21 protein-coding genes are annotated in these 23,781 nt (G+C 76.4%); 8 read left to right on the forward strand and 13 right to left on the reverse strand.

Going from position 1 to position 23,781, the window contains the following annotated elements; genetic code table 11:
* The first annotated feature begins 14 nt into the window (after positions 1–14).
* Together ACI8AG_RS04370 and ACI8AG_RS04375 are read left to right on the forward strand one after the other, a co-directional pair.
* Entirely contained in the window at positions 15–1,712 is a 1,698-nt protein-coding gene (locus ACI8AG_RS04370; RefSeq protein WP_456596059.1) for an ABC transporter, read from the forward strand.
* Positions 1,709–3,325 (forward strand): GTPase, encoded by a 1,617-nt coding sequence (locus ACI8AG_RS04375; RefSeq protein WP_456596060.1) that lies wholly within the window; start codon positions 1,709–1,711, stop codon positions 3,323–3,325. The genes ACI8AG_RS04370 and ACI8AG_RS04375 overlap by 4 nt, the downstream gene beginning before the upstream one ends.
* 172 nt (positions 3,326–3,497) lie before the next feature.
* Here the strand turns inward: ACI8AG_RS04375 and ACI8AG_RS04380 are convergent, their stop codons facing one another.
* Positions 3,498–4,007, reverse strand: coding sequence for an ATP-binding protein (locus ACI8AG_RS04380; RefSeq protein WP_456589837.1), 510 nt, complete (start codon positions 4,005–4,007; stop codon positions 3,498–3,500).
* A 126-nt stretch (positions 4,008–4,133) separates the two neighbouring features.
* Between ACI8AG_RS04380 and ACI8AG_RS04385 the strand changes: the two genes are divergently transcribed.
* Positions 4,134–4,823, forward strand: coding sequence for an ANTAR domain-containing protein (locus tag ACI8AG_RS04385; RefSeq protein WP_456596061.1), 690 nt, complete (start codon positions 4,134–4,136; stop codon positions 4,821–4,823).
* Here ACI8AG_RS04385 and ACI8AG_RS04390 read toward each other — a convergent pair whose 3' ends face one another.
* Complete coding sequence (locus tag ACI8AG_RS04390; RefSeq protein ID WP_456596062.1) at positions 4,824–5,768, reverse strand: nucleoside hydrolase; 945 nt, start codon at positions 5,766–5,768, stop codon at positions 4,824–4,826.
* Positions 5,769–7,912: 2,144 nt separating this feature from the next.
* Here ACI8AG_RS04390 and ACI8AG_RS04395 point away from each other — a divergent pair.
* Entirely contained in the window at positions 7,913–10,462 is a 2,550-nt protein-coding gene (locus tag ACI8AG_RS04395; RefSeq protein ID WP_456596063.1) for a SpoIIE family protein phosphatase, read from the forward strand.
* Positions 10,463–10,469: 7 nt separating this feature from the next.
* Here the strand turns inward: ACI8AG_RS04395 and ACI8AG_RS04400 are convergent, their stop codons facing one another.
* The 6 genes from ACI8AG_RS04400 to ACI8AG_RS04425 all read right to left on the reverse strand — a co-directional run bounded on the left by ACI8AG_RS04400 (position 10,470) and on the right by ACI8AG_RS04425 (position 16,514).
* Positions 10,470–10,892, reverse strand: a complete 423-nt coding sequence (locus ACI8AG_RS04400; RefSeq protein WP_456589833.1) for an ATP-binding protein — start codon at positions 10,890–10,892, stop codon at positions 10,470–10,472.
* Positions 10,893–10,999: 107 nt separating this feature from the next.
* Complete coding sequence (locus ACI8AG_RS04405; RefSeq protein ID WP_456596064.1) at positions 11,000–11,770, reverse strand: energy-coupling factor transporter transmembrane component T family protein; 771 nt, start codon at positions 11,768–11,770, stop codon at positions 11,000–11,002.
* Positions 11,767–12,552 carry an ABC transporter ATP-binding protein gene (locus tag ACI8AG_RS04410; protein ID WP_456596065.1) on the reverse strand — a complete coding sequence of 262 codons (786 nt, stop codon included), beginning with the start codon at positions 12,550–12,552 and terminating at the stop codon, positions 11,767–11,769. The genes ACI8AG_RS04405 and ACI8AG_RS04410 overlap by 4 nt, the downstream gene beginning before the upstream one ends.
* Before the next feature lie 372 nt (positions 12,553–12,924).
* Entirely contained in the window at positions 12,925–14,349 is a 1,425-nt protein-coding gene (locus tag ACI8AG_RS04415; RefSeq protein ID WP_456596066.1) for a vWA domain-containing protein, read from the reverse strand.
* The gene (locus ACI8AG_RS04420; protein WP_456587590.1) at positions 14,349–15,236 is read right to left on the reverse strand and encodes an AAA family ATPase; all 888 of its coding nucleotides are present in this window, start codon (positions 15,234–15,236) and stop codon (positions 14,349–14,351) included. Before ACI8AG_RS04420 ends, ACI8AG_RS04415 begins: the two co-directional genes overlap by 1 nt.
* 24 nt (positions 15,237–15,260) lie before the next feature.
* Positions 15,261–16,514 (reverse strand): glutamate-5-semialdehyde dehydrogenase, encoded by a 1,254-nt coding sequence (locus tag ACI8AG_RS04425; protein ID WP_456596067.1) that lies wholly within the window; start codon positions 16,512–16,514, stop codon positions 15,261–15,263.
* Between the two features lie 89 nt (positions 16,515–16,603).
* Between ACI8AG_RS04425 and ACI8AG_RS04430 the strand changes: the two genes are divergently transcribed.
* The 4 genes from ACI8AG_RS04430 to ACI8AG_RS04445 are packed head-to-tail and all read left to right on the forward strand — an operon-like array spanning position 16,604 to position 19,842.
* A complete protein-coding gene (locus ACI8AG_RS04430) occupies positions 16,604–17,599 on the forward strand; it encodes a metal ABC transporter substrate-binding protein (protein ID WP_456596068.1) in 996 nt (331 codons plus the stop codon).
* Positions 17,596–18,399 (forward strand): metal ABC transporter ATP-binding protein, encoded by an 804-nt coding sequence (locus ACI8AG_RS04435; RefSeq protein WP_456596069.1) that lies wholly within the window; start codon positions 17,596–17,598, stop codon positions 18,397–18,399. The genes ACI8AG_RS04430 and ACI8AG_RS04435 overlap by 4 nt, the downstream gene beginning before the upstream one ends.
* A gap of 1 nt (position 18,400) precedes the next feature.
* A complete protein-coding gene (locus ACI8AG_RS04440; protein ID WP_456596070.1) occupies positions 18,401–19,426 on the forward strand; it encodes an iron chelate uptake ABC transporter family permease subunit in 1,026 nt (341 codons plus the stop codon).
* Positions 19,423–19,842: a Fur family transcriptional regulator gene (locus ACI8AG_RS04445; RefSeq protein WP_456596071.1), complete on the forward strand. Its 420-nt coding sequence runs from the start codon at positions 19,423–19,425 to the stop codon at positions 19,840–19,842. Before ACI8AG_RS04440 ends, ACI8AG_RS04445 begins: the two co-directional genes overlap by 4 nt.
* Before the next feature lie 34 nt (positions 19,843–19,876).
* On the opposite strand, the gene ACI8AG_RS04450 is transcribed toward ACI8AG_RS04445, so the two are convergent.
* The 5 genes from ACI8AG_RS04450 to rplU form a co-directional block, all read right to left on the reverse strand.
* Complete coding sequence (locus tag ACI8AG_RS04450) at positions 19,877–20,359, reverse strand: peptide deformylase (RefSeq protein WP_456587596.1); 483 nt, start codon at positions 20,357–20,359, stop codon at positions 19,877–19,879.
* A gap of 30 nt (positions 20,360–20,389) precedes the next feature.
* Positions 20,390–21,526 carry a glutamate 5-kinase gene (gene proB / locus ACI8AG_RS04455; protein ID WP_456587597.1) on the reverse strand — a complete coding sequence of 379 codons (1,137 nt, stop codon included), beginning with the start codon at positions 21,524–21,526 and terminating at the stop codon, positions 20,390–20,392.
* Positions 21,523–23,034, reverse strand: a complete 1,512-nt coding sequence (obgE, locus tag ACI8AG_RS04460) for a GTPase ObgE (RefSeq protein WP_456596072.1) — start codon at positions 23,032–23,034, stop codon at positions 21,523–21,525. Before obgE ends, proB begins: the two co-directional genes overlap by 4 nt.
* Positions 23,035–23,170: 136 nt before the next feature.
* A complete protein-coding gene (gene rpmA, locus ACI8AG_RS04465; protein ID WP_014375373.1) occupies positions 23,171–23,428 on the reverse strand; it encodes a 50S ribosomal protein L27 in 258 nt (85 codons plus the stop codon).
* 7 nt (positions 23,429–23,435) lie between these two features.
* Positions 23,436–23,747: a 50S ribosomal protein L21 gene (rplU, locus tag ACI8AG_RS04470; protein ID WP_092195728.1), complete on the reverse strand. Its 312-nt coding sequence runs from the start codon at positions 23,745–23,747 to the stop codon at positions 23,436–23,438.
* Positions 23,748–23,781 lie beyond the last annotated feature (34 nt).

Consider the following 23,781-nt stretch of genomic DNA (forward strand, 5'->3'; position numbering starts at 1 on the left):
GCAGAGCAGCAGGCGTGATCCCGTCGCCGCCGCGTCTGACCGAGGCCCTCACGGTGCTCCGCGACCGGGTGGCCGCCGCACCGCTGGCCCTGGCGACGGCGAGCCGCGACGAGGCCGTCCGGACCGCCCGGGGCATCACCGACCAGATCGACGACTACCTGCTGCCCCGGTTGCGCGACCTGGACGCCCCGCTGCTCGTCGTCGTCGGCGGCTCCACCGGCGCCGGCAAGTCCACGCTGGTCAACAGCCTGGTCGGCGCTCCGGTCACCACCGCCGGCGTGCTGCGCCCCACCACCCGCGCCCCGGTGCTCGTCTGCGCCCGCGCCGACGCCGGGAGCTTCTCCGGTGACCGGGTGTTGCCGGGGCTGGCGCGGGTCACCGGCGGGAGCGGCGGCCCCGGGACGCTGCAGCTGGTCCCCCGTGACGACGTGCCGGCGGGGCTGGCCGTGCTCGACGCCCCCGACGTCGACTCGGTGGTGGCGAGCAACCGCGACCTCGCCGGCCAGCTGCTGGCCGCCGCCGACCTCTGGGTCTTCGTGACCACCGCGGCCCGCTACGCCGACGCCGTGCCGTGGGACCTGCTGCGCACCGCCGAGCAGCGGGGGACGGCGCTGGCCGTCGTGCTGGACCGGGTGCCGCCGGAGGCCGCCACCGAGGTCGCCGACGACCTCGCGGCGATGCTGCGGGGCGCCGGCCTCGCCGCCGCCCGGCTGTTCGTGGTCGAGGAGCGGCCGCTGCAGGACGGCCGGCTGCCCGAGGAGCAGGTGGCGCCGCTGCGGAGCTGGCTGCACGGGCTGGCCGCCGACCAGGAGCAGCGGGCGGCCGTCGTCCGGCAGACCCTCGCCGGGGCGCTGGACAGCCTGCAGGAGCGCACCGCCACCGTGGCCCTGGCCGTGGAGGAGCAGCTGGCCGCGGCCGGGGCGCTGCACGGAGCGGCCACGGCCGCGTACGACGGGGCGCGCGACGGGATCGACCAGGGGGTCCGCAGCGGCAGCCTGCTGCGCGGCGAGGTGCTGGCCCGCTGGCAGGAGTTCGTCGGCACGGGGGAGTGGATGCGCACGCTGCAGAACCGCGTCGGCCGGGTGCGCGACCGCGTCACCGCGGCGCTGACCGGGCGCCCGGCCCCGGCCGAGAGCCTGCAGGGCGCGCTGGAGAGCAGCGTCGAGCACCTGCTGCGGGCCGAGGCGGACCGGGCCGCGGAGCGGACGGTCACGGCGTGGCGTGCGCTCCCGGCCGGACCAGGGCTGCTGGGCGACCGGGAGCAGGAGCTCGCCGCCGCGTCGCCCGACTTCCCGGAGGCCGCCGCGGCGCAGGTGCGCGACTGGCAGGGCACGGTGCTGGACCTGGTGCGCGACGAGGGCGCCGACAAGCGTTCGCGGGCCCGGCTGCTCTCCTGGGGCGTCAGCGGGACCGGCGCGGTGGTGATGGTGGCGGTCTTCGCCCAGACCGGTGGGCTCCTCGGCGGGGAGGTGGCGGTCGCCGGCGGCACCACCGCGGTCGGCCAGCGCGTGCTGGAGGCGGTGTTCGGCGACGCCGCGGTGCGGTCGCTGGCGGAGCGGGCGCGGGCCGACCTGGAGGAGCGGGCCGAGGCGCTGCTGCGGTACGAGCAGGACCGCTTCGACGGCCTCCTGGACGCGGCGGCGCCGGCGCCGCAGGCCGCCGACGACCTGCGGCTGGCTGCCGGTGCCCTCGTCGAGGCACGCCGGGCATGAGGGGTGCGGGAGGAGCGCTGGCCGACCGGCTGGCCGCGCTGCGTGAGGCGGTCGAGGTGGCCGACGGGCAGCTGGCGGTGCCGGAGGTGGCGCGGGCCAGGGCGGTGCTGGCCAAGGCCGGGGCGCGCGAGGCGCTCGGGGACGCCACCGTGGTCGCGCTGGCCGGGGCGACGGGCAGCGGCAAGTCCACCCTGTTCAACGCGCTGTCCGGCAGCGAGGTGAGCACCCCGGGGGTGCGGCGTCCCACGACCGGCGTCGCGCACGCCACCGTGTGGGGCGCGGCCGACGACGGCGCCGACCGGCTGCTCGACTGGCTCGAGGTGCCGCGGCGGCACCGCCACGAGCCCGAGCCGGCGCTCGACGGGCTGGTCCTGCTCGACCTCCCCGACCACGACAGCGTGCGGCTGGAGCACCGGCTGGAGGTCGACCGGCTGGTGGAGCTGGTCGACGTCCTCGTCTGGGTGCTCGACCCGCAGAAGTACGCCGATGCCGCCGTGCACGAGCGGTACCTGGCGCCGCTGGCGGGCCACGCGGGCGTGCTGCTCGTCGTGCTTAACCAGGTCGACCGGCTCGACGACGCCGCGGCCCGCGCCTGCCTGGCCGACCTGCGCGGCCTGCTCGACCGCGAAGGGCTGGCCGCGACCCCCCTGCTGGCGGTGTCCGGTCGCACGGGAGCGGGGCTGGCCGAGCTGCGCGGTGAGCTGGCCCGACGGGTGGGTGCCCGCCGGGCGGCCGGGGAGCGGCTGCTCGCCGACGTCCGCGGCAGCGCCGCGGAGCTCGCGGCGCACTGCCCGCCCACCCCGGCCGGTGGGTTGCGGTGGTGGGGGCGGGCCGGTGCCGCCGACGACCCGGCCCGGGAGCCGACCGACGGCCTCACCGACGCGCTGGCCCGCGCGGCCGGGGTGCCCACCGTGACCGCCGCCGTCGAGCGGTCGACCCGGCGGGAGGGCGCCGGGCGCACCGGCTGGCCCCTGCTGCGCTGGACACGCAGCCTGCGCCCCGATCCGCTGGGGCGGCTGCACCTGGGGGACGAGCGGGCCCGCACGTCGCTGCCCCCGGCCGGCGCGGTGGAACGGGCCCGCATGGCGACCGCCGTCCGCGAGGCGCGCGACGCCGTCGGAGAGGGGCTGGCGCCGGCGTGGCGCGAGGAGCTGCGGCGCACCGCCGAGGTCTCCGAGGACCGGCTGGCCGACGCGCTGGACCGGGCGGTCGGCGGGGCCGATCTGGGGCCCGACCGGGTGCCGCTCTGGCAGCGGGCCGCCGCGGGGCTGCAGTGGCTCCTCCTCGCCACCGCCCTGGTGGGTGCGCTGTGGCTGCTGGCCCTGGTCGCGCTCGGGTTCCTCCAGCTCGACGGCGTCGTCCCGCTGCCCCGGGTCGAAGGGCTGCCGCTGCCCACGCTGCTGCTGGGCGGTGGGCTGCTCGCCGGCCTGCTGTTCGCCCTGGTGTGCCGCCCGTTCGTGGCGATGCGGGCGCGACGACGGGGGCGAGCGGCCGACCGCCGGTTGCGCGCGGCCGTGCGCGCGGTGGCGGAGGAGGAGCTGCTGGCACCGATGGCCGCGGTGCACGCCGATGCCGCCCGGTTCTGCGCGGCGGTGACCCGCGCCGCGCGGTGATGCGCTGGGGCGGGGCTCCCCGGGTCCAGCCGGACCGCCGGACGAACAGCCGCGGCATGGCACGGCTGCAGGGACGGTGCACCGGCCCGACCCCGCCTGGTGAGGTGCTGGGACGGCCCCCTCCGGAGGCTCGCCCCGAGCGTGCGAGGGGTGAGGAGGAGGGGGTCCTCCGTCAGTCCCGGTGGAGGCCGGGTGAGCGCTGCTCGGGCAGCCGGTCGCGCAGCCCCTCGACGGCCTCCCGCCCCGAGGGCAGCAGCGCCCAGACGTGCTTGCGGCCCGGCCGCTCCTCCCAGCCGTAGGCGGTGGAGAGCTGCGCGACGAGGTGCAGGCCCATCCCGCCCAGCGCCGGGTCCCGGTCGACGGCCGGCACGGGCGGGCGGTCGGGTGCCTCGTCGCTGAGGTCGAGCAGCCAGCCGGCGGGGCCGGCGACGACCAGGGCCCGCACGTCGCCCCCGCCGTGCCGCAGCGCGTTGGACGCCAGCTCCTCGAACACCAGGAGCAGCCCGTCCCGGGCGTCCTCGGTCGAGGCGGCGGAGACCGACGGGTGGGCGATCCGCGCGCGCAGATCGGTGCGCACGCGGGACACCACGTGCATGGCTTCCAGCTGCCAGTGCCAGACGTCACCGGGGACGGAGGGGACGGGCGCGGTCGGCCACGCGTCGGGGGCCAGCTCGTCGGCCATCTCGTCCTCTCGCGTCTGCTCCGCGGGTACCCCGGGACCCGGCCCGGATCGCACCATCCTGACCGATGGGGACGCCACGCGCGAAGGGGGGCGACCGGTGCGGGTCCCGCCGGGCAGACTGTGCCGGTGGACGACGTCCTTCGCGAGCTCGCCCGGGTGACCCTGGGCGGCCGAGAGCTGACCGAGGTGCTCACCGAGATCACCACGATCGCGGCCCGGGCCGTCCCCGGCGCCGACGCCGTGTCCACGACGCTGGTCCGCGGCGACAAGGCCTTCACGGCCGGCTACCGCGGCGAGATGGCGCTGGCGGCCGACGAGCTGCAGTACGCCGAGGACAGCGGTCCCTGCCTGGACGCCGGCCGTGGCGGCGTCGTCCTGCGGATCGACGACGTGCGCACCGAGGAGCGGTGGCCCGCCTACGTGGCCCGCGTGCGCGCGACCCCTGTCCGCAGCTCGCTGTCGGTGCCGCTGCCTTACCAGGGGTCGAGCATCGGCGCCCTGAACGCGTACTCGACCCGGCCCGCGGCGTTCGCCCACCCCGGGTCGCTGGCCGCCGCCCTCGGGGTGGCCGAGAGCATCGCGGTCGCCGTCGCCAATGCCGACGCGCACGCGCAGATGACCGAGCAGGCCCGCAACATGCGGATCGCCATGGAGTCGCGCGCGGTCATCGAGCAGGCCAAGGGCGTGCTGATGGCCCAGCAGGGGATCGACGCCGATCGGGCCTTCGAGGTGCTGCGCCAGGCATCGCAGCGCTACAACCGCAAGCTCCGCGACATCGCCGCCGGCATCGTCACGGGCACGCAGGCGCGCCGCTAGTCAGCCGTCCAGCCGCGCCAGCCGGGAGACCAGGAACTCGACGGCGGCGGCGCTGTCGACCGTCTCGGCCACCTCGACCGCCGTCGCGGACCTCGAGACCGCCCGGCGGTCCACCAGGGTCTGCCCACGGCCGGCGCCCAGCGTGGTGTCGACGACGACGTCGCGCCGGACGGTGCCGAGGGTGCCCGGGGCGATGGCCTCGGTGAGCGCCAGGGCGTCGTGCACGACGACGCCCGCGGTGCCGTACGCGTCCCGGGCGTGGTCCACGTACTGCTGCAGGATCGCCGCCGCGCTGCGGCCGACCGGGCCCGCACCGGCGAAGCGGGCGATCCCCTCCTCGGTGAGCACGGTGGGCAGCGTGACGTCCAGGCCGACCAGGACGGCGGGCACCGAGGAGCAGAGGACGGCCTGCGCCGCCTCCGGGTCGGACCAGATGTTGAACTCCGCGGCGGCGGTGACGTTGCCCCCGCGGGAGGCGGAACCGCCCATGACGACGAGCCGCCCGATGCGCTCCGCGGCCTCCGGGTACACGGCCAGCAGCAGCGCGATGTTCGTGAGCGGGCCGATCGCGGCCACCGTCACCGGCGTGCTCTCGGCCAGCAGCGTCTCGGCCAGGGCGACGACCGCGGGGCGGGGGTCGACGGCCGCAGGGGAGGGCGGCAGCTCGACGCCGCCGAGCCCGGCGTCGCCGTGCACGTGGCCGGCCCGCTCCGGCTGAGGGTGGACCAGCGAGGCGCGGGCGCCCGCGGCCACCGGCACGTCGGAACGCCCGGCCAGGCGCAGCACCCGCAGGGCGTTCTCGGTGACCTGCGCCAGTTCCACGTTGCCGTGCACCGTGGTGACCAGCCGCAGGTCCACCTCCGGGCTGGCCAGGGCCAGCAGGATGGCGAGGGCGTCGTCGATGCCGGGGTCGGTGTCGATCACCAGGGGGGTGCGCTCGGTCACCGCCGCATCCTCGCAAGCCGGTCCGCACGGGCCCGCCCCGGTCCGGCCGGTCCGCACGGGCCGGCCGCGCTCCGGCCGGTGCCGACACGCCGGGCGTGCCGGAGCCGTCCGGAAGTGACCGACGGCCCGGATCGGCCCGTCCACGCTCGCGGAGGGCCGTCGAATCGACAAGGGCATGCGCCGGGCGAGGGGTCACCGACCGGTGCGCAGGGGTTGGGCAACGGTTGGGTCACGCGGTTCCGGCGAGGCGTCGGAGGAACCGGCTGCCGGGCCCGCCGATCCATACGTTTCTCCTTGTCCGCGGCACCTTCCCCTGCTGCGGACACGACTTCGGGAGGCGACATGAGCAGCAGCCGGCAGGCCGTCAGGCCGGCGGACTCAGCGGCGCGCGCCGACCGTTCCCCGCGCGAGCCGGCCAGCGCGTTGGTGGGTCTCATCGACGTCCTGGACCGGGCGGACGAGGTCCGTCCGCGCCCGCGCCCCCGGCCGGCCACGCACCGCGCGGCGGCCCGGCCCGTCCCGCTGCGGTCGGTCCAGCCGGCGCCTGCAGCCCGTGCCCCGCACGTGCCCGCTCCGCCGGTGTTCAGTCCTCGGGTGACCGTGGTCCCCGAGCGGGTCCGCGAGCCCCTGGGCGGGGTGCGCGGGTTCACCCGCCGGATGGCGCTGTGGGGTGCCGGCGAGCAGGGTCAGAACCTGGCGTGGCGCACCGCCGCGCCTCCCGCCCCGGTGCCCGGTCGGCGCCGTGCGGCGCTGCGCGGGTTCACCCGCCGGATGGCGCTGTGGGGCGCCGGCGAGCAGGGCCGGCACCTCGCCTGGGGCCGCCCCGCGTCCCCGGTGCTGCGCGACCTCGATCCCCCCGTGGTGCTGCGCGAGATGCCCAGCACCCCCTCCGTCCAGCCCGTGGCGCCTTCCCCCGCCGCGGCGCTCCTTCCCGCGGGACCGGCCTCGTCGCCGGGGTCGCGAACCGGTACGGCCGCACCTGACGCGACCGCTCGCCCCACCACCCACCCGAGTTCCACGGAACCCTCGGTACGGAGCCGGCCATCGGCCGGCTGGCGTCCACCGGGGGACTGGCCGTCCTCGGGTCGGTACGGGGCGCGGTCCACGCCGCCGTTCCTCCCGGTCCGCACCCCCGGCCCGGCGGGCCGCACCCCCCGGGTACCGGCACCGCGGTCCCCGCAGGGATCCGGTGGAGCCGGGGCCCGCGGCGACCCGGCGGGGTGCCCGGTCCGCGGGTCTCCGCCCCCGCCGCGACGAACCGGGCCCGCGAACGGCACCTTCCCCTCGCCGTTCACCGTGCGGGCACCCTCGGCGCACCCCCGCCCGGCGCCTCCCGCGCCCGGCTGATCCTGCAGCGCGACCACGGCATCCAGCCGCGGCAGCCGTCCACCGCTCTCCCGTCGAGCACGCCGGCCCCGACCTCCCTCTTCCCCGGGTTGTCGCGGATCGTCGACTCGGTCCCGCGAGCGCGTCCCCCTCGGCCGACCTCGGCCGCACCTGGCCCACCCCCGACGGTGCCCTCCGGGCGCCCGCAGACCTCGCCGCTCCACGAATCCGGCCTCGTCCCCCCGCCCGGCTGCTGCCCAGCACGCAGCGCGCGGACCCTCCAGGGAGGCACGGATCGCGGACGGCGGGCAACGCGGGCCCGGAACCGTCCGGCGGGGTGGACGACAGGCCCCTGCCGGTGCCCGGCGGCGCGATCCCCCTCGCGACCGCCCGGGTCTCCGACCGGCGGCGCCTGGCCGGCTGCGGCGGAGGGGCCACCGGTCCACCGACCGGCAGGGTCCCGACGCCGCCCGGGGCCGCGGTCCGACGTCCCGGCGCGGTGCTCCGGGACGAGGCGTCGGACGACGTCGCGGAGCTCGTGGCACGTGCCGGTGGACGGGCATCCCGTCCGCTTCCTCCCGCCGTCGGCGGGCGCCCGCCGACGGCGGGCCGGACCACTCGCCGGTCCGGTCCCCGCCCGGGCGCCCGCCCCGGCTACCGAACCCCCCACCCGCCCTCTCCCGCCCTCCTCCCGGTCCCCTCGCAGACGCGATCCGCGCGCCCGGCCGACCGGTGTGACAGGCTCTGCACCTCTCGCCGCGCAAACGGAGCAGCCGTGCCGCCGGCCACCCGCGGACCGTCTGGGGAGGGAAACCCACGTGACCGCCGCCGAGCTCCCTGACGGGCCGGCCCCCCGGGGCGCTGCCGAACGCTCGGCGACGGGCATCGCCGACCGCGCCGAGGCGGTGCGCCGGCTGGCCGGCGAGGCCCTCGGCAACCGCAGCCTGCAGCGGCTCACCGACCTGGCCACCCGGCTGCTGGACTGCGAGTCCGTCGACGTCTCCCTCGTCGGCGAGGTGCAGACCGCGGTGGCCGGCACCGGCCTGCCACCCGGCGGCATCGGGGCCCGGCTGCCGCTGGCCTCCTCGCTGTGCGCCGTCGCCGCGACGGCCGACGGCCCCCTCGTCGTGCCGGACGCAGCCCGCGACGAGCGGGTGGCCGACCGCGACCCCGTCCGGTCCGGGCAGGTCGGCGCCTTCCTCGGCATCCCCCTGCGGGCCACGGGTGGGGACCCGCTCGGTGCGCTGTGCGCGTACGAGCCCCGGGCACGGGCCTGGACAGAGCGGGACGTGACCCTGCTCCGCCAGCTCGCCGACTCGGTCAGCACCGAGCTCCAGCTCATGGCGCTCACGGCGGAGTACGAGGCGCACCGGCTGCGCTTCGAGCTGGCCATCGACGCCGCCGGCATCGGCAGCTTCGACTGGAACCTGGTCACGGGCCGGCTGCTCTGGGACGACCGGATGCTGGCCCTCTTCGGCTACGAGCGAGCGGGGTTCGACGAGAGGATCGACTCCTTCGTCGCCCGGGTGCACCCCGACGACCGGGAGCGGACGACCGAGGCCCTGCAGACGGCCATCGAGGGGCGCGGCGACTACGAGGCCGAGTTCCGGGTCGTGCTGCCGACAGGGCTGACCCGCTGGGTGCGGGGCCGGGGCCGGGCGGTCTCCGACGACAGGGGTACCGCGGTGCGGCTGCTCGGCGCCGCCTACGACACGACGCCGCAGCGGCAGGAGGACGTCCGCCTCGCCCGCCTGCTGGAGGCGATGAAGGCCTCGTTCTTCTCGCTGGACCGGGAGTGGCGCTTCACCTACGTCAACACCGAGGCCGAGCGGGTGCTGGGCGCCTCGCGCGAGGAGCTGATCGGGCAGGTCGTCTGGGACCGGTTCCCGGCGGCCGTGGACAGCGACTTCGAACGGCACTACCGGACGGCGGTGTCGACCGGGCAGGAGCAGCTGTTCGAGGCCTACTACCCGCCGCCGCTGGCCGCGTGGTTCGAGGTGCGCGCCTGGCCCACGCCCGACGGTCTGTCGGTGTCCTTCCTCGACGTGACCGAGCGCCGGGCGGCCGAGGAGAAGGCCCGGCGGAGCGCCGCCCGGCTCGCGCTGGTCGCGCACGCCACCACGGCCGTGTCGGCGTCGCTGAACACCCGGCAGCGGGAGGAGGAGGCGCTGCAGCGGGTCGCCGAGCTGCTCGTGCCCGAGCTCGGCGACTGGGCGATCCTGAGCCTCGCCGACGAGGAAGGCCGGATGCGGGACGTCGCCAGCTGGCACCGCGACCCGGAGTACCGGGACGCCGTCCGCCGCTACGCCGCGCTGCGGCTGGCCGCTCTGCCCCCCGACGCCCCCATCATGCGGGCGCTCGCCTCCGGGCAGGTCCTGGTCGTCCCCGACGTCGGGGTGGCCGTGGGGCAGACCCTGCCACCGGGCGACGTCAGCGACGCCTTCTGGCGGTTGGCGCCGCAGTCGGCGGTGACGATGGCGCTGGCCGCCCGGGGCCGGACGCTCGGGGCGCTCAGCGCCTACCGGTCCGCCGACCGCCCGCTGCCGGACGAGGAGGACGTCGCCACTGTGCGCGACGTCGCCGGCCGGGTGGCGCTGGCGCTGGACAACGCCCGGCTCTACGAGCAGCAGCGCCGGCTGGCCGAAGGTCTGCAGCGCAGCCTGCTCACCGCACCGCCGCAGCCCGATTCCGCCGAGATCGTGGCGCGCTACCAGCCGGCGATGGCGGTGGCGGAGGTCGGTGGCGACTGGTACGACGCCTTCCAGCAGCCCTCGGACGCGACCGTGCTGGTCATCGGCGACGTCGTCGGGCACGACACCGAGGCGGCCGCGGCGATGGGGCAGCTCCGCGGCATGCTGCGCGGCATCGCCTACCGCGACATCGGCCCCGCAGAGGTGCTCACCGACCTCGACGCCGCCATCCGCGGCCTGCACGTGGGCACGCTGGCCACCGCGGCGGTCGTGCGCGTCGAGCAGACGGCCGAGGAGCGCGCCGCCGGCATGACCCGGCTGCGCTGGTCCAACGCCGGCCACCCGCCGCCGCTGGTCCTGTGGCCGGACGGGCGGATCGAGGAGCTGGCGGGGGAACGGGCCGAGCTGATGCTCGGGGTCGACCCGGAGACGCGGCGCACGGAGACGGTGGTGACGGTGCCCCGCGGGACGACCGTGCTGCTCTACACCGACGGCCTGGTCGAGGGGCGCGACCTCTCGCTCGACGAGGGCACCGCCCGGCTGCGCGCGGCGCTGGCCGACCTCGGTGGCCGGCCGCTGCCGGAGCTCTGCGACGCCGTCCTCGACCGGCTGCGCCCCGCCGAGGCGCTGCAGGACGACGTCGCGCTCGTGGCGGTCCGGCTGCACCCCCACGGCTGACGGCCGCTCAGCGGCCCAGCATCGCCCAGACGTGCTTGCGCCCCGCGGCGACGTACCAGCCGTGCGCGGCGGCCAGTTCGGCGATCAGGTAGAGGCCCAGTCCCCCCAGGCTCGGGTCGCGGCCGACGGCCGGTGCCGGCGGGCGGTGCGGCGCCTGGTCGGTCACCTCGACGAGGTAGGCGGCGCCGGTGGTGCGGAGGGCCGCCCGCACCTCACCGCCACCGTGGCGCAGCGCGTTCGACGCCATCTCGTCCAGGGCGAGCACGAGCCGGTCGAGCAGGTCACCGATCCCCGGGCCGGTCACCCGGTGGCGGACCTGCGCGCGCACACCCGGGAGCTCGGCGACGTCGTGCAGGTCCCAGACGAGGACGGGCTCGGCCGCAGGCGGGTACGCCGAGGGCCAGATCGTGCCGGCCGCCTGCCCTGTCACGCCTGTGCTCTCCTCCGTCGAGGCCCGCTGCTGCCGCGTGCTGGCCTAACCATCACCTATGGGTCGTGGCCCCGGGCGTCAAACCTGATGTCGTGCGGATCACACCATCAGCCGACGAACACCGGCGACCAGTATCCGGATCGGACGCTCGCGGCCACGGCGAGCACGCACACCGCGACGGCGGCGGCGACGAACCAGGCATCGCGCCGGTGCAGCGTGGAGCCCCGCGCGTTGCTGCGGGAGATCCCGGAGTCGAAGCCGCGGGCGTCCATCGCCGTCGCCAGCCGGCTCCCCCGCCGGATCGCGCCGACGAGCAGTGCGAACGCGGTGCCGGCGAACAGGCGGACGTGGGCGACCGGGCTGGCACCGGCGTCGACGCCCCGGGCGCGGCGGGCGAGGCGGATGGTCTGCCACTCGGTGGCCAGCAGCGGCACCAGCCGCAGGGCGGCGAGCGCCCCGTAGGCGAAGCGGGTGGGGACGCGCCAGTGCAGGGTGAGCGCGTCGGCCAGCCGCACCGGGTCGGTGGAGGAGACCAGCAGGACGCCGGGCAGGGCCAACGCGATCACCCGCAGCCCCCAGGTGGCCCCGCTCAGCCACGCCGCTGCGCCGTCGAGTGTGCCGAACGCGACGTTGACCCAGGCGACACCGGCCGCGCTCAGCAGCAGGGGCCACGTGCGGCGCAGGACCGACCGCGGCGTGGTCAGGCCCGCCGCGGGCAGCAGCGCCAGCTCCGCGGCGAGGACCACCGACGGCGTCACCCAGTCACCGCTGACGAGCAGGACGACGGTGAGGACGACGATCGCCGAGAGCTGGGCGACGGGATTGATCGCCGACAGCGGGACGGTCCGGGCCGGGCCGAGCGTGAGGGGGGCGCTCACGGTGCCGGCACCGGGTCGCCGAGGCGGAGCACGTCGTCGGCCAGCGCGCGGACGACGGCCGTGTCGTGGGTGACCAGGCACAGCGCACGGCCCTCGCCCTGCTGCTCGGCCAGCAGCGCGGTCAGCTCGGCCCAGGTGTCGCGGTCCTGGCCGAAGGTCGGCTCGTCCAGCACCAGCACCGGCGGCCGGGTCGCCAGCGCGGTCGCCACCGACAGCCGGCGCTGCTGGCCACCGGAGAGGGTGAAGGGGTTGGCCTCGGCGAGCGGGGCCAGCCCCAGCCGCTCGAGCAGCTCGTCGGCGCGCCGGCCGGCCGCCGTCCGGTCGGCCCCGGCCCGCAACGGTCCCAGGGAGAGCTCGTCGCGCACCCGTCCGGTCAGGAACTGGTGCTCGGGCTGCTGGAACACCGTGCCGATCCGCTCGACCAGCTCGGCCGCCCGCCACCGCGCCGGCGGCCGGTCGGGTCGGCGCAGCCCGGTGCGCAGGGTCGGCCCGACCCTGACCTGCCCGCCGGTCGGCGCGCGCAGCCCGGCGAGCAGCAGGGCCAGCGTGGACTTGCCGGTGCCGTTCGGTCCCGTCACGGCGAGCGTCCGGCCGGCGAGGAGAACCGCGTCGGTCGGCGCGAGCGCCGGGCGGTCGGACCCGCGGTGGGTGTAGCTGACGGCCTCGGCACGCACGAGCGCCTCGCCGGCCGGTGGGTCGGCTCGGCGCGCCGGGAACCGCAGCGGCGGCGGCGTCCAGCCGGCGGCGTGCTCGGTCAGCCCGCCGCCCGGCAGCAGCTCCACGACCCGGTCGACGAGCGGTAGCCACGCCTCCAGGTCGTGGTCGACGACGACCAGGGTGGGGGGCGGGGCGGGGGCCCCCCCCGCCCCCCCCCCCCCCCCCCCCCCGCCCGCGCCCCCCGCCCCCCCGGGCGGGGGGGGGGGGGGGGGGGGGGGGGGGGGGGGGGGGGGGGGGGGGGGGGGGGGGGGGGGGGCCGCCGGGCCCCCGGCCCCCCCCCCCCCCCCACCCCCCCCCCCCCCCCCCCCCCCCCCCCCCCCCCCCGGCGGGTGACGACACGTCGGCACCGCGTTGTCCAACGGAGCCGGCAGCGTCCGGTTACGCACCGACCCGGAAGCACCTCGGGGCCGCCGGCGCACCGGCACGTCGGTCCCTTCTCAGAGGGTGGTGACGAAGTCGGCGAGCTGAGCGGCGTTGCGGCACTCGACCATGTCGATGACCTCGCCGTACCGGTCGGCGGCGGAGTCACCGCTCCCCCAGAGCCGGCGCGGCTCGGGGTTCAGCCAGTGCGCCGAGCGGGCCTTCGACACCAGGCCGGCCAGCACCGGGACACCCGGCTGCCGGTAGTTGGTCCGCCCGTCGCCGAGCACGAGCAGCGACGTCTTGGGACCGATGGCCGAGGCCCAGCGGTCGGCGAACACGTCGAACGCGGTGCCGTAGTCGCTGTGCCCGTCGAAGCCCACGACCTGGGCCTCGCGGCCGATCCGGGCGATGGCGTCGGCGACGTCCACACCCGGCCGGAAGAACCGGGTGACCTCGTCGGTGGAGTCGACGAACGCGAACGCCCGCACCCCGGTGAAGTGCTCCCGCAGCGCCTGGGTGAGCATCAGCGTGAAGTGGCTGAACCCGGCCACCGAGCCGCTGACGTCGCAGAGCACCACGAGCTCGGGCTTGTGCACCTTGCGCGGCCGGTGGTGGGTGACCACCGGGACCCCGCCGGTGCCGAGCGAGGCCCGCACGGTCTTGCGGAAGTCCAGCCGGCCCTGACGCCCGAGGCGCCGGCGGGCGGAGAGCCGGACGGCGAGCCGGCGGGCCAGCGGGGCCACCGCCCGGCGCAGCTCGGCGAGGTCGGCCGACTGGGCGCGGAGGAAGTCGACCTGGTCGGCGAGCGGCCGCACGGCGTTCTTCGCGACCCGGTCGCGGCCCTTCTCCGCCGCCGTCCGCCGGCGGACCTCCGCCTCGACCGCGGTCCGGAAGGCCGCCAGCCGGTCGCGCACCGTCTGCCGCGCCACCTGCTCGGCCAGGCCGCCACGGCCGGACTCCCCGAGCAGCCCGGCGAGCAGCTGGGCCACGAGCGTGTCCGGCGAGAGCGCCCGCATCACCCGGTAGCTGAAGTACGACTGCCCCGACGGGGTGGGCTGCCCCTGCCCCAGGAGGTCGACTGCTTCGCGGGCGAACCGGCGCAGGGCCTCGGGGTCGCCGTCCTGCAGCAGCTGGAGCAGCTCGTCCCGCATCTGCGCGGCGAGCGCGGCGTCGTCGGGGACGTCGAGGGTGGACTCCCCCGGCTCGCCCGGGCCGTCGCCGTCCCCCGCGTCGGGCGCCGGGCGGTCGCCGAGCGGCCACCACAGGTCGAACAGGACGTCGTAGGTCGGGCGCTGGGCGGCGCGCTGCAGCAGCACGGCCGCGAGCCCGTGGCGAAGCTGCTCGCGGTCGAGCAGGTCGACGACGGTGAGGATCTCCGCGGCGTCGACCGCCTGGCTGATCCCGACCGGGATGCCGGCCTCGCGGACCGCCCGCACGAACCCGTCCAGGTGCCCGGCGAGCCCCCCGGGCTCCCGGACCGGCGCGACCGGCTGCCCCATCAGTTCAGCCGCAGCTCGGCCGCGGCCCGCGTCTGGTCGCTGGCGTGCTTGAGCACGACGCCGAGCGTCGCGGCCATCGCCGGCTCGTCGAGGGTGTCCAGCCCGAGCTCCAGCAGGGTCTGCGCCCAGTCGAGGGTCTCCGAGATCGACGGCGACTTCTTCAGCTCCAGCCCGCGCAGCGCCCGCACGGTGGCCACCAGCTGGTCGGCCAGCCCCGCGGCGAGGTCGGGCACGCGGGACAGCACGATCTCCCGCTCCCGCTCGGCCGACGGGTAGTCCAGCGCCAGGTACAGGCAGCGCCGCTTGAGGGCCTCGGAGAGCTCGCGGGTGGCGTTGGAGGTGAGGACGACGGTCGGCCGGCGGGTGGCCGCGATGGTGCCGAGCTCCGGGATGGTGACCTGGAAGTCGCTGAGCACCTCGAGCAGCAGCCCCTCGACCTCGACGTCGGCCTTGTCGGTCTCGTCGACGAGCAGCACGGTCGGCTCGGTGCGGCGGATCGCGGTCAGCAGCGGCCGGGAGAGCAGGAATTCCTCGCCGAAGATGTCGTCGTGCACGGTGTCCCAGTCGGCGCCGCCCTCGGCCTGGGACGCCTGGATGCGCAGCAGCTGCTTCTTGTAGTTCCACTCGTACAGCGCGCGTGCCTCGTCCAGGCCCTCGTAGCACTGCAGGCGGATCAGCTCCGACCCGGTGGCCGCGGCGAGCGCCTTGGCCAGCTCCGTCTTGCCGGTGCCCGCCGGTCCCTCGACCAGCAGCGGCTTGCCGAGGCGGTCGGCGAGGAAGACCGTCGTCGCGATCTGCGCGTCGGGCAGGTAGCCGGCGGTGGACAGCCGCTTGCTGACGTCCGCGACCGACGAGAAGTGGGGGGACTGCGACGGCGGGCGGGGCATGCGGCTCCTCGGGAGGCGGCAGGGTCAGCGCGTGTGGCCGGACCCCGTGACGACGTACGTGGTGGAGGTCAGCTCGGGCAGGCCGAGCGGGCCCCGGGCGTGCAGCTTCTGGGTGGAGATGCCGATCTCGGCGCCGAAGCCGAACTCGCCGCCGTCGGTGAACCGGGTGGAGGCGTTGACCAGCACGGCGGCAGCGTCGACCCCGGCGGTGAAGTCGGCGATGGCGCGGGCCGAGTCGGCCACGATGGCCTCGGTGTGGCCGGTGCTCCACCGCGCGATGTGCTCCAGGGCCTGCGGCAGGTCGTCGACGATCCGCACCGCCATGTCCATCGAGAGGTACTCGGTGCCCCAGTCCTCGTCGGTGGCGGGGACGACGCCGTCGTGCGCGGACCGGGCGGCGTCGTCACCGTGCAGCGTGACGCCGGCGCCGGCGAGCGCGGCGAGCAACCGGGGCAGGAACGCGACGTCGCGGTGCACCAGCAGCGTCTCCGCGGAGTTGCAGACGCTCACCCGGTGGGTCTTGGAGTTGAGCACCACCGCCTCGGCGATCTCCGGATCGGCGGAGGCGTCGACGTACACGTGGCAGTTGCCCTCCCCGGTCTCGATGACCGGCACCCGCGACTCGCGCACCACCCGCTGGATCAGCGAGGCGCCGCCGCGCGGGATCACCACGTCGACCAGACCGCGGGCGTTCAGCAGCTCCCCCACCGACGCGCGGTCGGCCGGGAGCAGCTCGACGAACCCGGCGGGCAGCCCGGCCTTCTCCCCGGCCTCGGTGAGGACGGCGAGCAGCGCGGCGTTGGTGCCGAATGCCGACGCCGACCCGCGCAGCAGCGCCGCGTTGCCGCTCTTGAGGCACAGGCCCGCGGCATCGACGGTGACGTTCGGGCGCGCCTCGTAGACGATCCCGACCACGCCGAGCGGGACGCGGACCTGCTTCAGCTCCAGCCCGTTGGGCAGCCGGGAGCCGCGCACCACGTCGCCCACCGGGTCGGGCAGCGCGACCAGCTGGCGCAGCGCGTCGGCGACGCCGGCGACGCGGCCGGCGTCCAGGCGCAGCCGGTCGACGATCGCCTCCGGCGTGCCGTCGGCCCGCGCGGCGGCGACATCGGCCGCGTTGGCGGTCAGGATCTCGTCGGTGCGCTCGACCAGCGCGTCCGCCATCGCCGTCAGCGCGGCGTCCTTGGCGTCGGTCGGCAGGGTGCGCAGCACGCGGGAGGCGGCCTTCGCGCGCAGCGCGGCGGCACCGATCAAGGGCAGGCCGGAGACGTCGGACACGCCCGTGAGGGTACGCGGCGGGCGCCCCCGCCCCACCTCCGTCCGGGCCCCTGGACCGCCCACGTACCCGACGTGCGAGAATGATTCTCATGCGCATTGCCGCCTCCCGGGCCGCCCTCACCGCTCTCGCCACCACCGGCGTGCTCCTCGCCGCCGGGTGCGCATCCGACGGCGGGGGCGGTGCGAGCGGCGACGAGGTCTCCGTGGTCGCGGGCTTCTACCCGCTGGAGTGGGCCGCGGCCCGCGTCGGCGGGGAGCGCGTCTCCGTCTCCTCGCTGACGCCGTCGGGAGCCGAGGCGCACGACCTCGAACTGACCCCGCGCGACGTCGCCGCCGTCGGGGAGGCGGACCTGCTCGTGTACCTGGAGGGCTTCCAGCCGGCGCTGGACGAGGCTGCCGCCTCCGAGGCCGGCGACGCCGCCTGGGACGCCGGCCAGGCCGCGGACCTCGTCGAGGGCGAGCACGCGGAGCACGCCGACGAAGCGCACGCCGAGGACGAGCACGCGGACGACGAGCACGCCGCCGAGGAGCACGCCGAGGAGGAGCACTCCCACGGCGACGAGTCGACCGACCCGCACTTCTGGCTGGACCCGACCCGGCTGGCCGCCGTGGGCGACGCCCTGGCCGAGCGGCTGGCCGAGCTGGACCCCGACGGCGCGTCGACCTACGAGGAGAACGCCGCCGCCCTGCGGGCGGACCTGGAGTCGCTCGACGAGGAGATGCAGGCCGGGCTCGCCGACTGCGCCGTCGACACCCTGGTCACCAGCCACGACGCCTTCGGCTACCTCGGCGAGCGCTACGGTCTGGAGGTGGTCGGCATCAGCGGGCTGAGCCCGTCCCAGGAGCCCAGCCCTGCGCAGCAGGCCGAGATCGCGGACCTGGTCCGGGAGCACGGGATCACGACCGTCTACACCGAGACCCTGGTCGACCCCGCGGTCGCCGAGACGGTCGCGGAGGAGGCGGGTGCGCAGGTCGCCGTGCTCGACCCGATCGAGGGGCTCACCGACGAGTCCGCGGGCGAGGACTACCTGCAGGTGATGCGCGCCAACCTCGCCACGCTGCAGGAAGGCCAGTCCTGTTCATGACCGCACGCTCCGGCGCCGCCGTCCGGCTGCGCGACGCCAGCATCGGCTACGACGACGTGCCGATCGTGACGGGCGTCGGGCTGACGGTGCGGCACGGCGAGGCGGTGGCGATCCTCGGGTCGAACGGTTCGGGGAAGACGACCCTCGCCCGAGGGCTGCTGGGCCTGGCCACCGTGCTCGACGGAGAGGTCGAGGTCCTCGGCGCGCCGGTGGGCCGGCTGCGCGAACGCGGGCGGATCGGCTACGTGCCGCAGCGGCACACGGTCAGCGGAGCGGTACCCGCCACCGTCCGCGAGGTCGTGTCGGTCGGCCGGCTGGCCAGGCTGGGCCTGTTCCGGCGGCTCGGAGCGGCCGACCGCGTGGCGGTCGGCGAGGCCGTCGCCGCCGTCGGGCTCGCGGACCGCATGGAGGAGCCGGTCGCCTCCCTCTCCGGCGGCCAGCAGCGCCGCGTCCTGGTGGCCCGGGCGCTGGCCGCCCAGCCCGAGCTGCTGATCATGGACGAACCGACCGCCGGGGTGGATGCCGCCAGCCAGCACGCGCTGGCCGAGGTGCTCGGCCGCGTGTCGGGGACCGGCACCACCCTGCTCGTGGTCACCCACGAGACCGCGCCGCTGGCCGGCGTGCTCACCCGCGCGGTCGTGGTCGACCACGGGCGGATCGCCTACGACGGGCCGCTGACCGGCGCGGAGCCGGCCACGGGCCACGATCACCACTGCGGGGAAGCGGCGGAGCCGGAACGGCCGGGGTACCGGCTCGACCAGCCGACCGTGACGGCGCGGACGGCGAAGGGGAGCCGCTGACGTGGAGGTCCTCGAGTACGGGTTCATGCAGCGCGCCCTGCTCGCCTCGCTGATGGTGGGGCTGGTCGCGCCGGCGGTGGGGGTCTTCCTCGTCCAGCGCCGGCTCTCGCTGCTCGGCGACGGTCTCGGGCACGTCGCCCTGACCGGGGTGGCGATCGGGGTGCTCACCTCCACCGCCCCGGTGGGCGCGGCCCTGGTCGCGGCCGTCCTGGGCGCGGTGCTCATCGAACTGGTCCGCGCCCGCGGCCGCACCAGCGGCGACGTCGCGCTCGCCGTCCTCTTCTACGGCGGCATCGCCGGTGGCGTGGTGCTGCTCAGCCTTGCGCCGAGGGGCCAGGCCACGAACCTCGACGCCTACCTCTTCGGCGCCATCACCACCACCGGCGCCGGCGACCTGGTCGTCTTCGCGGTCATCGCGCTCACCGTGCTCGCCGCCGTCGCCCTGCTGGGCCAGCGGCTCTACGCGGTGAGCGACGACGAGGAGTACGCCCGGGCCGTCGGCCTCCCGGTCCTCGCCCTGAACGTCGTCCTCGCCGCCCTGGTCGCCGCCACCGTGGTGCTCTCCATGCGCATCGTCGGCCTGCTCCTGATCAGCGCGCTGATGATCGTGCCCAGCGCGGTGGCGCAGCTGCTGGCGCGCAGCTTCCGGCAGGCGCTCTACCTGGCGTGCGGCATCGGCCTGGTGGTCAGCGTCTCCGGGACGACGGCGTCGTACTACACCGGCACCCCCTCGGGCGGGACGATCGTGCTGCTGGCGATCGCGGTCTTCCTCGTCGTGTCCAGCGCGGTGGCGCTGCGGGAGGCCACCGCGCGCCGTCGGCACCGGCGGCGCGGCCCGGTCCACGGCGCCCATCCGCACGAGCACGGCGAGGGGTGCGGCCACCGGCCGGTACCGCACGGCGACCACGTCGACTACGACCACGACGGCCACCTGCACGCCCCCCACCTGACCGGCGCGGGAGTCCACTACGACGAGCACGGCACGGCGACGGTCCCCGGCGGGCCCGGGACGGGAGGTGCACGGTGAGCACAGCCGACCAGACCGACGGCAGCGCCCGGCGGCCGAGCCGCCAGCGCAGCGCGGTCCTCGCGCTGCTGGAGGAGCTCGACGGCTTCCGCAGCGCCCAGGACCTGCACGCGCTGCTGCGCGAGCGCGGTGACTCGGTCGGGCTGGCGACGGTCTACCGGGCACTGCAGGCCCTCGTGGACGACGGCCAGCTCGACGTGCTGCGCAGCCCCGACGGTGAGGCGGCCTACCGCCGCTGCTCCCCCAGCCACCACCACCACCTCGTGTGCCGCTCGTGCGGCATGACGGTGGAGGTCGCCGACCCCCCGGTCGAGCGCTGGGCCGCCCGCATCGCCGCGGAGCACGGCTTCGCCGACGTGCAGCACGATCTCGAGGTGTTCGGGACCTGCGCCGACTGCGCGTCGTCCGGCGGCTGAGCCCCCTGCGCTCGACCCGTCGGACCGCGCCGGATCAGCGGTCGCGCAGGGCCCGCAGCGCGGCCTTCCGGGCGTCGCCGGTGAGCCGGTCGAGGAACACCTTGCCGTCGAGGTGGTCCACCTCGTGCTGGAGGCAGCGGGCCATCAGCCCTTCGCCCTCCAGCCGCAGCGGCTTGCCGTCGACGTCGAAGCCCTCGGCGACGCAGCGCATCGCGCGCACGGTCGGCGCCCAGATCCCCGGCACGGACAGGCAGCCCTCGTCGCCGTCCTGGATCTCCTCGGACCGCTCGACGATGACCGGGTTCACCATGTGCCCGATGACCCCGTCGATGTTGTAGGAGAACGCGCGGACGCCTACGCCGATCTGGGGAGCCGCCACCCCGGCCCGGCCGGGGTGGTCGACGGTGTCCTCGAGGTCGCGGATCAACGCGGCCAGCCAGCCGTCGAAGGCCCGGACCGGGTCGGAGGGGGTGCGCAGCACCGGGTCACCGAGTTCGCGGATGGGGCGGATGGTCACCCGGGCAGTCTCTCAGCCGGGCTGCAGCCCTCAGCGCAGGCGTCCGACCAGGACCATCTCGTCGCGGTGCACGACCTCCCGGCGGTGCTCGGGCGGCAGGTCGCCGGTCTTGCGCCCGAGGAGCGACGGCAGCTCGCGGGCGTCGTAGGCGACCAGCCCGCGGGCGACGACCACGCCGTCCGGCCCGACCAGCTCCACCGGGTCGTCGGCGAGGAACTCCCCCACGACGCCGGTGATTCCCGCAGCCAGCAGCGAGGCGTGCCGCTCCCGGAGAGCGGCCACCGCGCCGTCGTCGAGGACCAGGCGGCCGCGGGGGCGGCTGGCGTAGCGCAGCCAGAACTGGCGGGCGCTGGGCCGCTTGCCCATGGGGGCAAACAGCGTGCCCACCCGGTTCCCACCGAGCGCGGGGGCGGCCTGGGGCGTGGAGGTCACGACGACCGGGACGCCGGCGTGCGCGGCGATGAAGGCCGCCTCCACCTTGGTCGCCATGCCGCCGGTGCCCACGCCGTTGCGGCTGGCCGAGCCGAGGGCGACGGCGGCGAGGTCCGCCGGGTGGCGCACGGTGTCGACCAGCTGCGCCGGGCCGATGCGCGGGTCGCCGTCGTAGACGCCGTCGACGTCGGAGAGCAGGACCAGCGCGTCGGCCCGCGCGACGTGGGCGACGAGCGCGGCCAGCCGGTCGTTGTCCCCGAAGCGGATCTCCTCGGTGGCCACGGTGTCGTTCTCGTTGACCACCGGGAGGACGCCGAGGCTGAGCAGCTTGTCGACCGTCTGCTGCGCGTTGCGGTAGTGGCTGCGCCGGGTCAGGTCGTCGGAGGTGAGCAGCACCTGGCCGACGGTGATCCCGTGCCGGGCGAACGCGTCGGCGTAGGTCTGCACCAGGCGCAGCTGCCCGACGCTCGCCGCCGCCTGCGCGGTGGCGAGGTCACGAGGGCGCCCGTCGAGGCCGAGCGGCGCCAGCCCCGCGGCGATCGCGCCCGAGGAGACCAGGACCACCTCCCGGCCCGACGCCCGGACGGCGGCGAGGGCGTCGACCAGCGCGGTGAGGCGTGCGACGTCCAGGCCCCCGGGCAGCGTGGTCAGCGACGAGGAGCCGACCTTGACCACGACCCGGCCCGCGCCGGCGATCGAGGGCCGGGCCGCGGTCTCGGCGGCCGCGCGGGTCACCGGGGGTCCTTCCCGGGCAGGTCGTCGTCCATCCCCTCGAGGTCCTCGTCGGTCCAGCCGTCCTCGGTGACCTCGAAGGGCACCCGGCGGGCGCGCTTGGCCGCCAGTCGCTCGGCCGCCCCGATGCGCTCGGTGACCTCGAGCCGGTTGTCGGTCCCGCGGCCACCCAGGCCCGCGGACTCCTCGGCGGTGAGCGTGCCCGCCGGAAGCGTCGGCGCCCAGTCGAAGGTGACGTCGCCGATGGTCACGGCGTCGCCCTCGCGGGCGCCGGCACGGGCCAGCTGCTCCTCCACCCCGAGGCGGTTGAGCCGGTCGGCGAGGTAGCCGACGGCCTCGTCGTTGGTGAAGTCGGTCTGCCGGACCCACCGCTCGGGCTTGACGCCGCGGACGACGAACGCCTCCGGGTCGGCAGGGTCGCGCTCCACGGTGAAGCCGGAGTCGTCGACCGCGCGCGGGGTCAGCGTCACCCGCACCGGCTCGGGCGCCGGGAGCGAGGCACGGTGCTCCTCGACGGCCGCGGCCAGCGCGTACCCGAAGGCCGCCAGCCCCTCGCCGGTGACGGCGCTGATCGGGAACACCTGCAGGCCGCGCTCCTCGAGGGCGGGGCGGACCAGGTCGACCAGCTCGCGGCCGTCGGGGACGTCGATCTTGTTGAGCACGGCGATCCGGAGCCGGCCGACGAGGTCGAGCTCCTCCCCGCCGTACTCCGCGAGCTCGCGCTCCAGCGCGTCGATGTCGGTCTCGGGGTCGCGGCCGGACTCCATGGTCGCCATGTCGATGACGTGCACCAGGACGGCGCAGCGCTCGACGTGCCGGAGGAACTGCAGGCCCAGCCCCTTGCCGGCCGAGGCGCCCGGGATCAGGCCGGGCACGTCGGCCATCGTGTAGACGGTGTCGCCGGAGCGGACCACGCCGAGGTTGGGCACCAGCGTGGTGAACGGGTAGTCGGCGATCTTCGGCCGGGCCGCGGACATGGCGGCGACCAGCGAGGACTTGCCGGCCGACGGGTACCCGACGAGGCCGACGTCGGCGATGCTCTTGAGCTCCAGCACCGCGTCGAACGCCTCGCCCGGCTCACCGAGCAGCGCGAACCCCGGCGCCTTGCGGCGGGGGTTGGCCAGCGCGGCGTTGCCCAGCCCGCCCTTGCCGCCGTGGGCGAGCACCACGCGGGTGCCGGCGCCCACCAGGTCGGCGAGCACGCGGCCGTCGGGGGTGCTGACCACGGTGCCCTCGGGCACCCGCAGCACGCGGTCCTCGCCCCGGGCGCCGTGCCGGTTGCTGCCCGCACCGGGGCGGCCGTTGGCCGCCTTCTGGTGGGGTCGGTGGTGGAAGTCCAGCAGGGTGTGCACGTTCGGGTCGACCTCGAGGACGACGTCGCCGCCGTCCCCGCCGTTGCCCCCGTCGGGCCCACCGAGCGGCTTGAACTTCTCGCGGTGCACCGAGGAGACGCCGTGCCCGCCGTTGCCGGCAGCGACGTGGATGGTGACCCGATCGACGAAAGCGGCCATGGGTGTCGAGCGGACGAGTCCGCGCCGCCTCCTACCTACCTGTCAAGCGCGACGAGCGCACGGGCCGGTCGGCCCGTGCGCTCGTCGCGAAGCGAACTGCTTGTCGGCCCCGTCCAGAGGAGGACGGGGTCCTCTTTCAGGCCTCGACCGCAGTGATGGAGACGGTCTTGCGTCCCCGTCGCGTGCCGAAGGTGACCGAACCCGGCGCGAGCGCGAACAGCGTGTCGTCGCCGCCGCGGCCGACGCCGAGGCCCGGGTGGAAGTGGGTTCCGCGCTGGCGGACGATGATCTCGCCGGCCTTCACGACCTGGCCACCGAAACGCTTGACGCCGAGGCGCTGCGCGTTCGAGTCGCGGCCGTTGCGGGAGGACGAGGCGCCCTTCTTGTGTGCCATGTCGGCGTCAGCCCTTCGAGATGTCGCGGACCACGACGCTGGTCAGGGGCTGACGGTGCCCCTGCCGCTTGTGGTAGCCGGTCTTGTTCTTGAACTTGTGGATGTGGATCTTCGGGCCCTTGCCGTGCTCGAGGATCTCACCGGTCACGGTCACCTTCGCCAGGGCCGCCGCGTCGCTGGTGACGGTGTCGCCGTCGACCAGCAGGATGGCCGGGAGGGCGACGGTGTCGCCCGCCGCGCCCTGCAGGCGGTTGATCGTGAACGTGTCGCCCACGGCCACCTTGTGCTGGCTCCCGCCGGCCTTCACCACTGCGTACACCACTGACTCCTCGTTAGCTTCTTCACGTCGAGCT

It is taken from the genome of Blastococcus sp. SYSU DS0552, assembly GCF_054050815.1.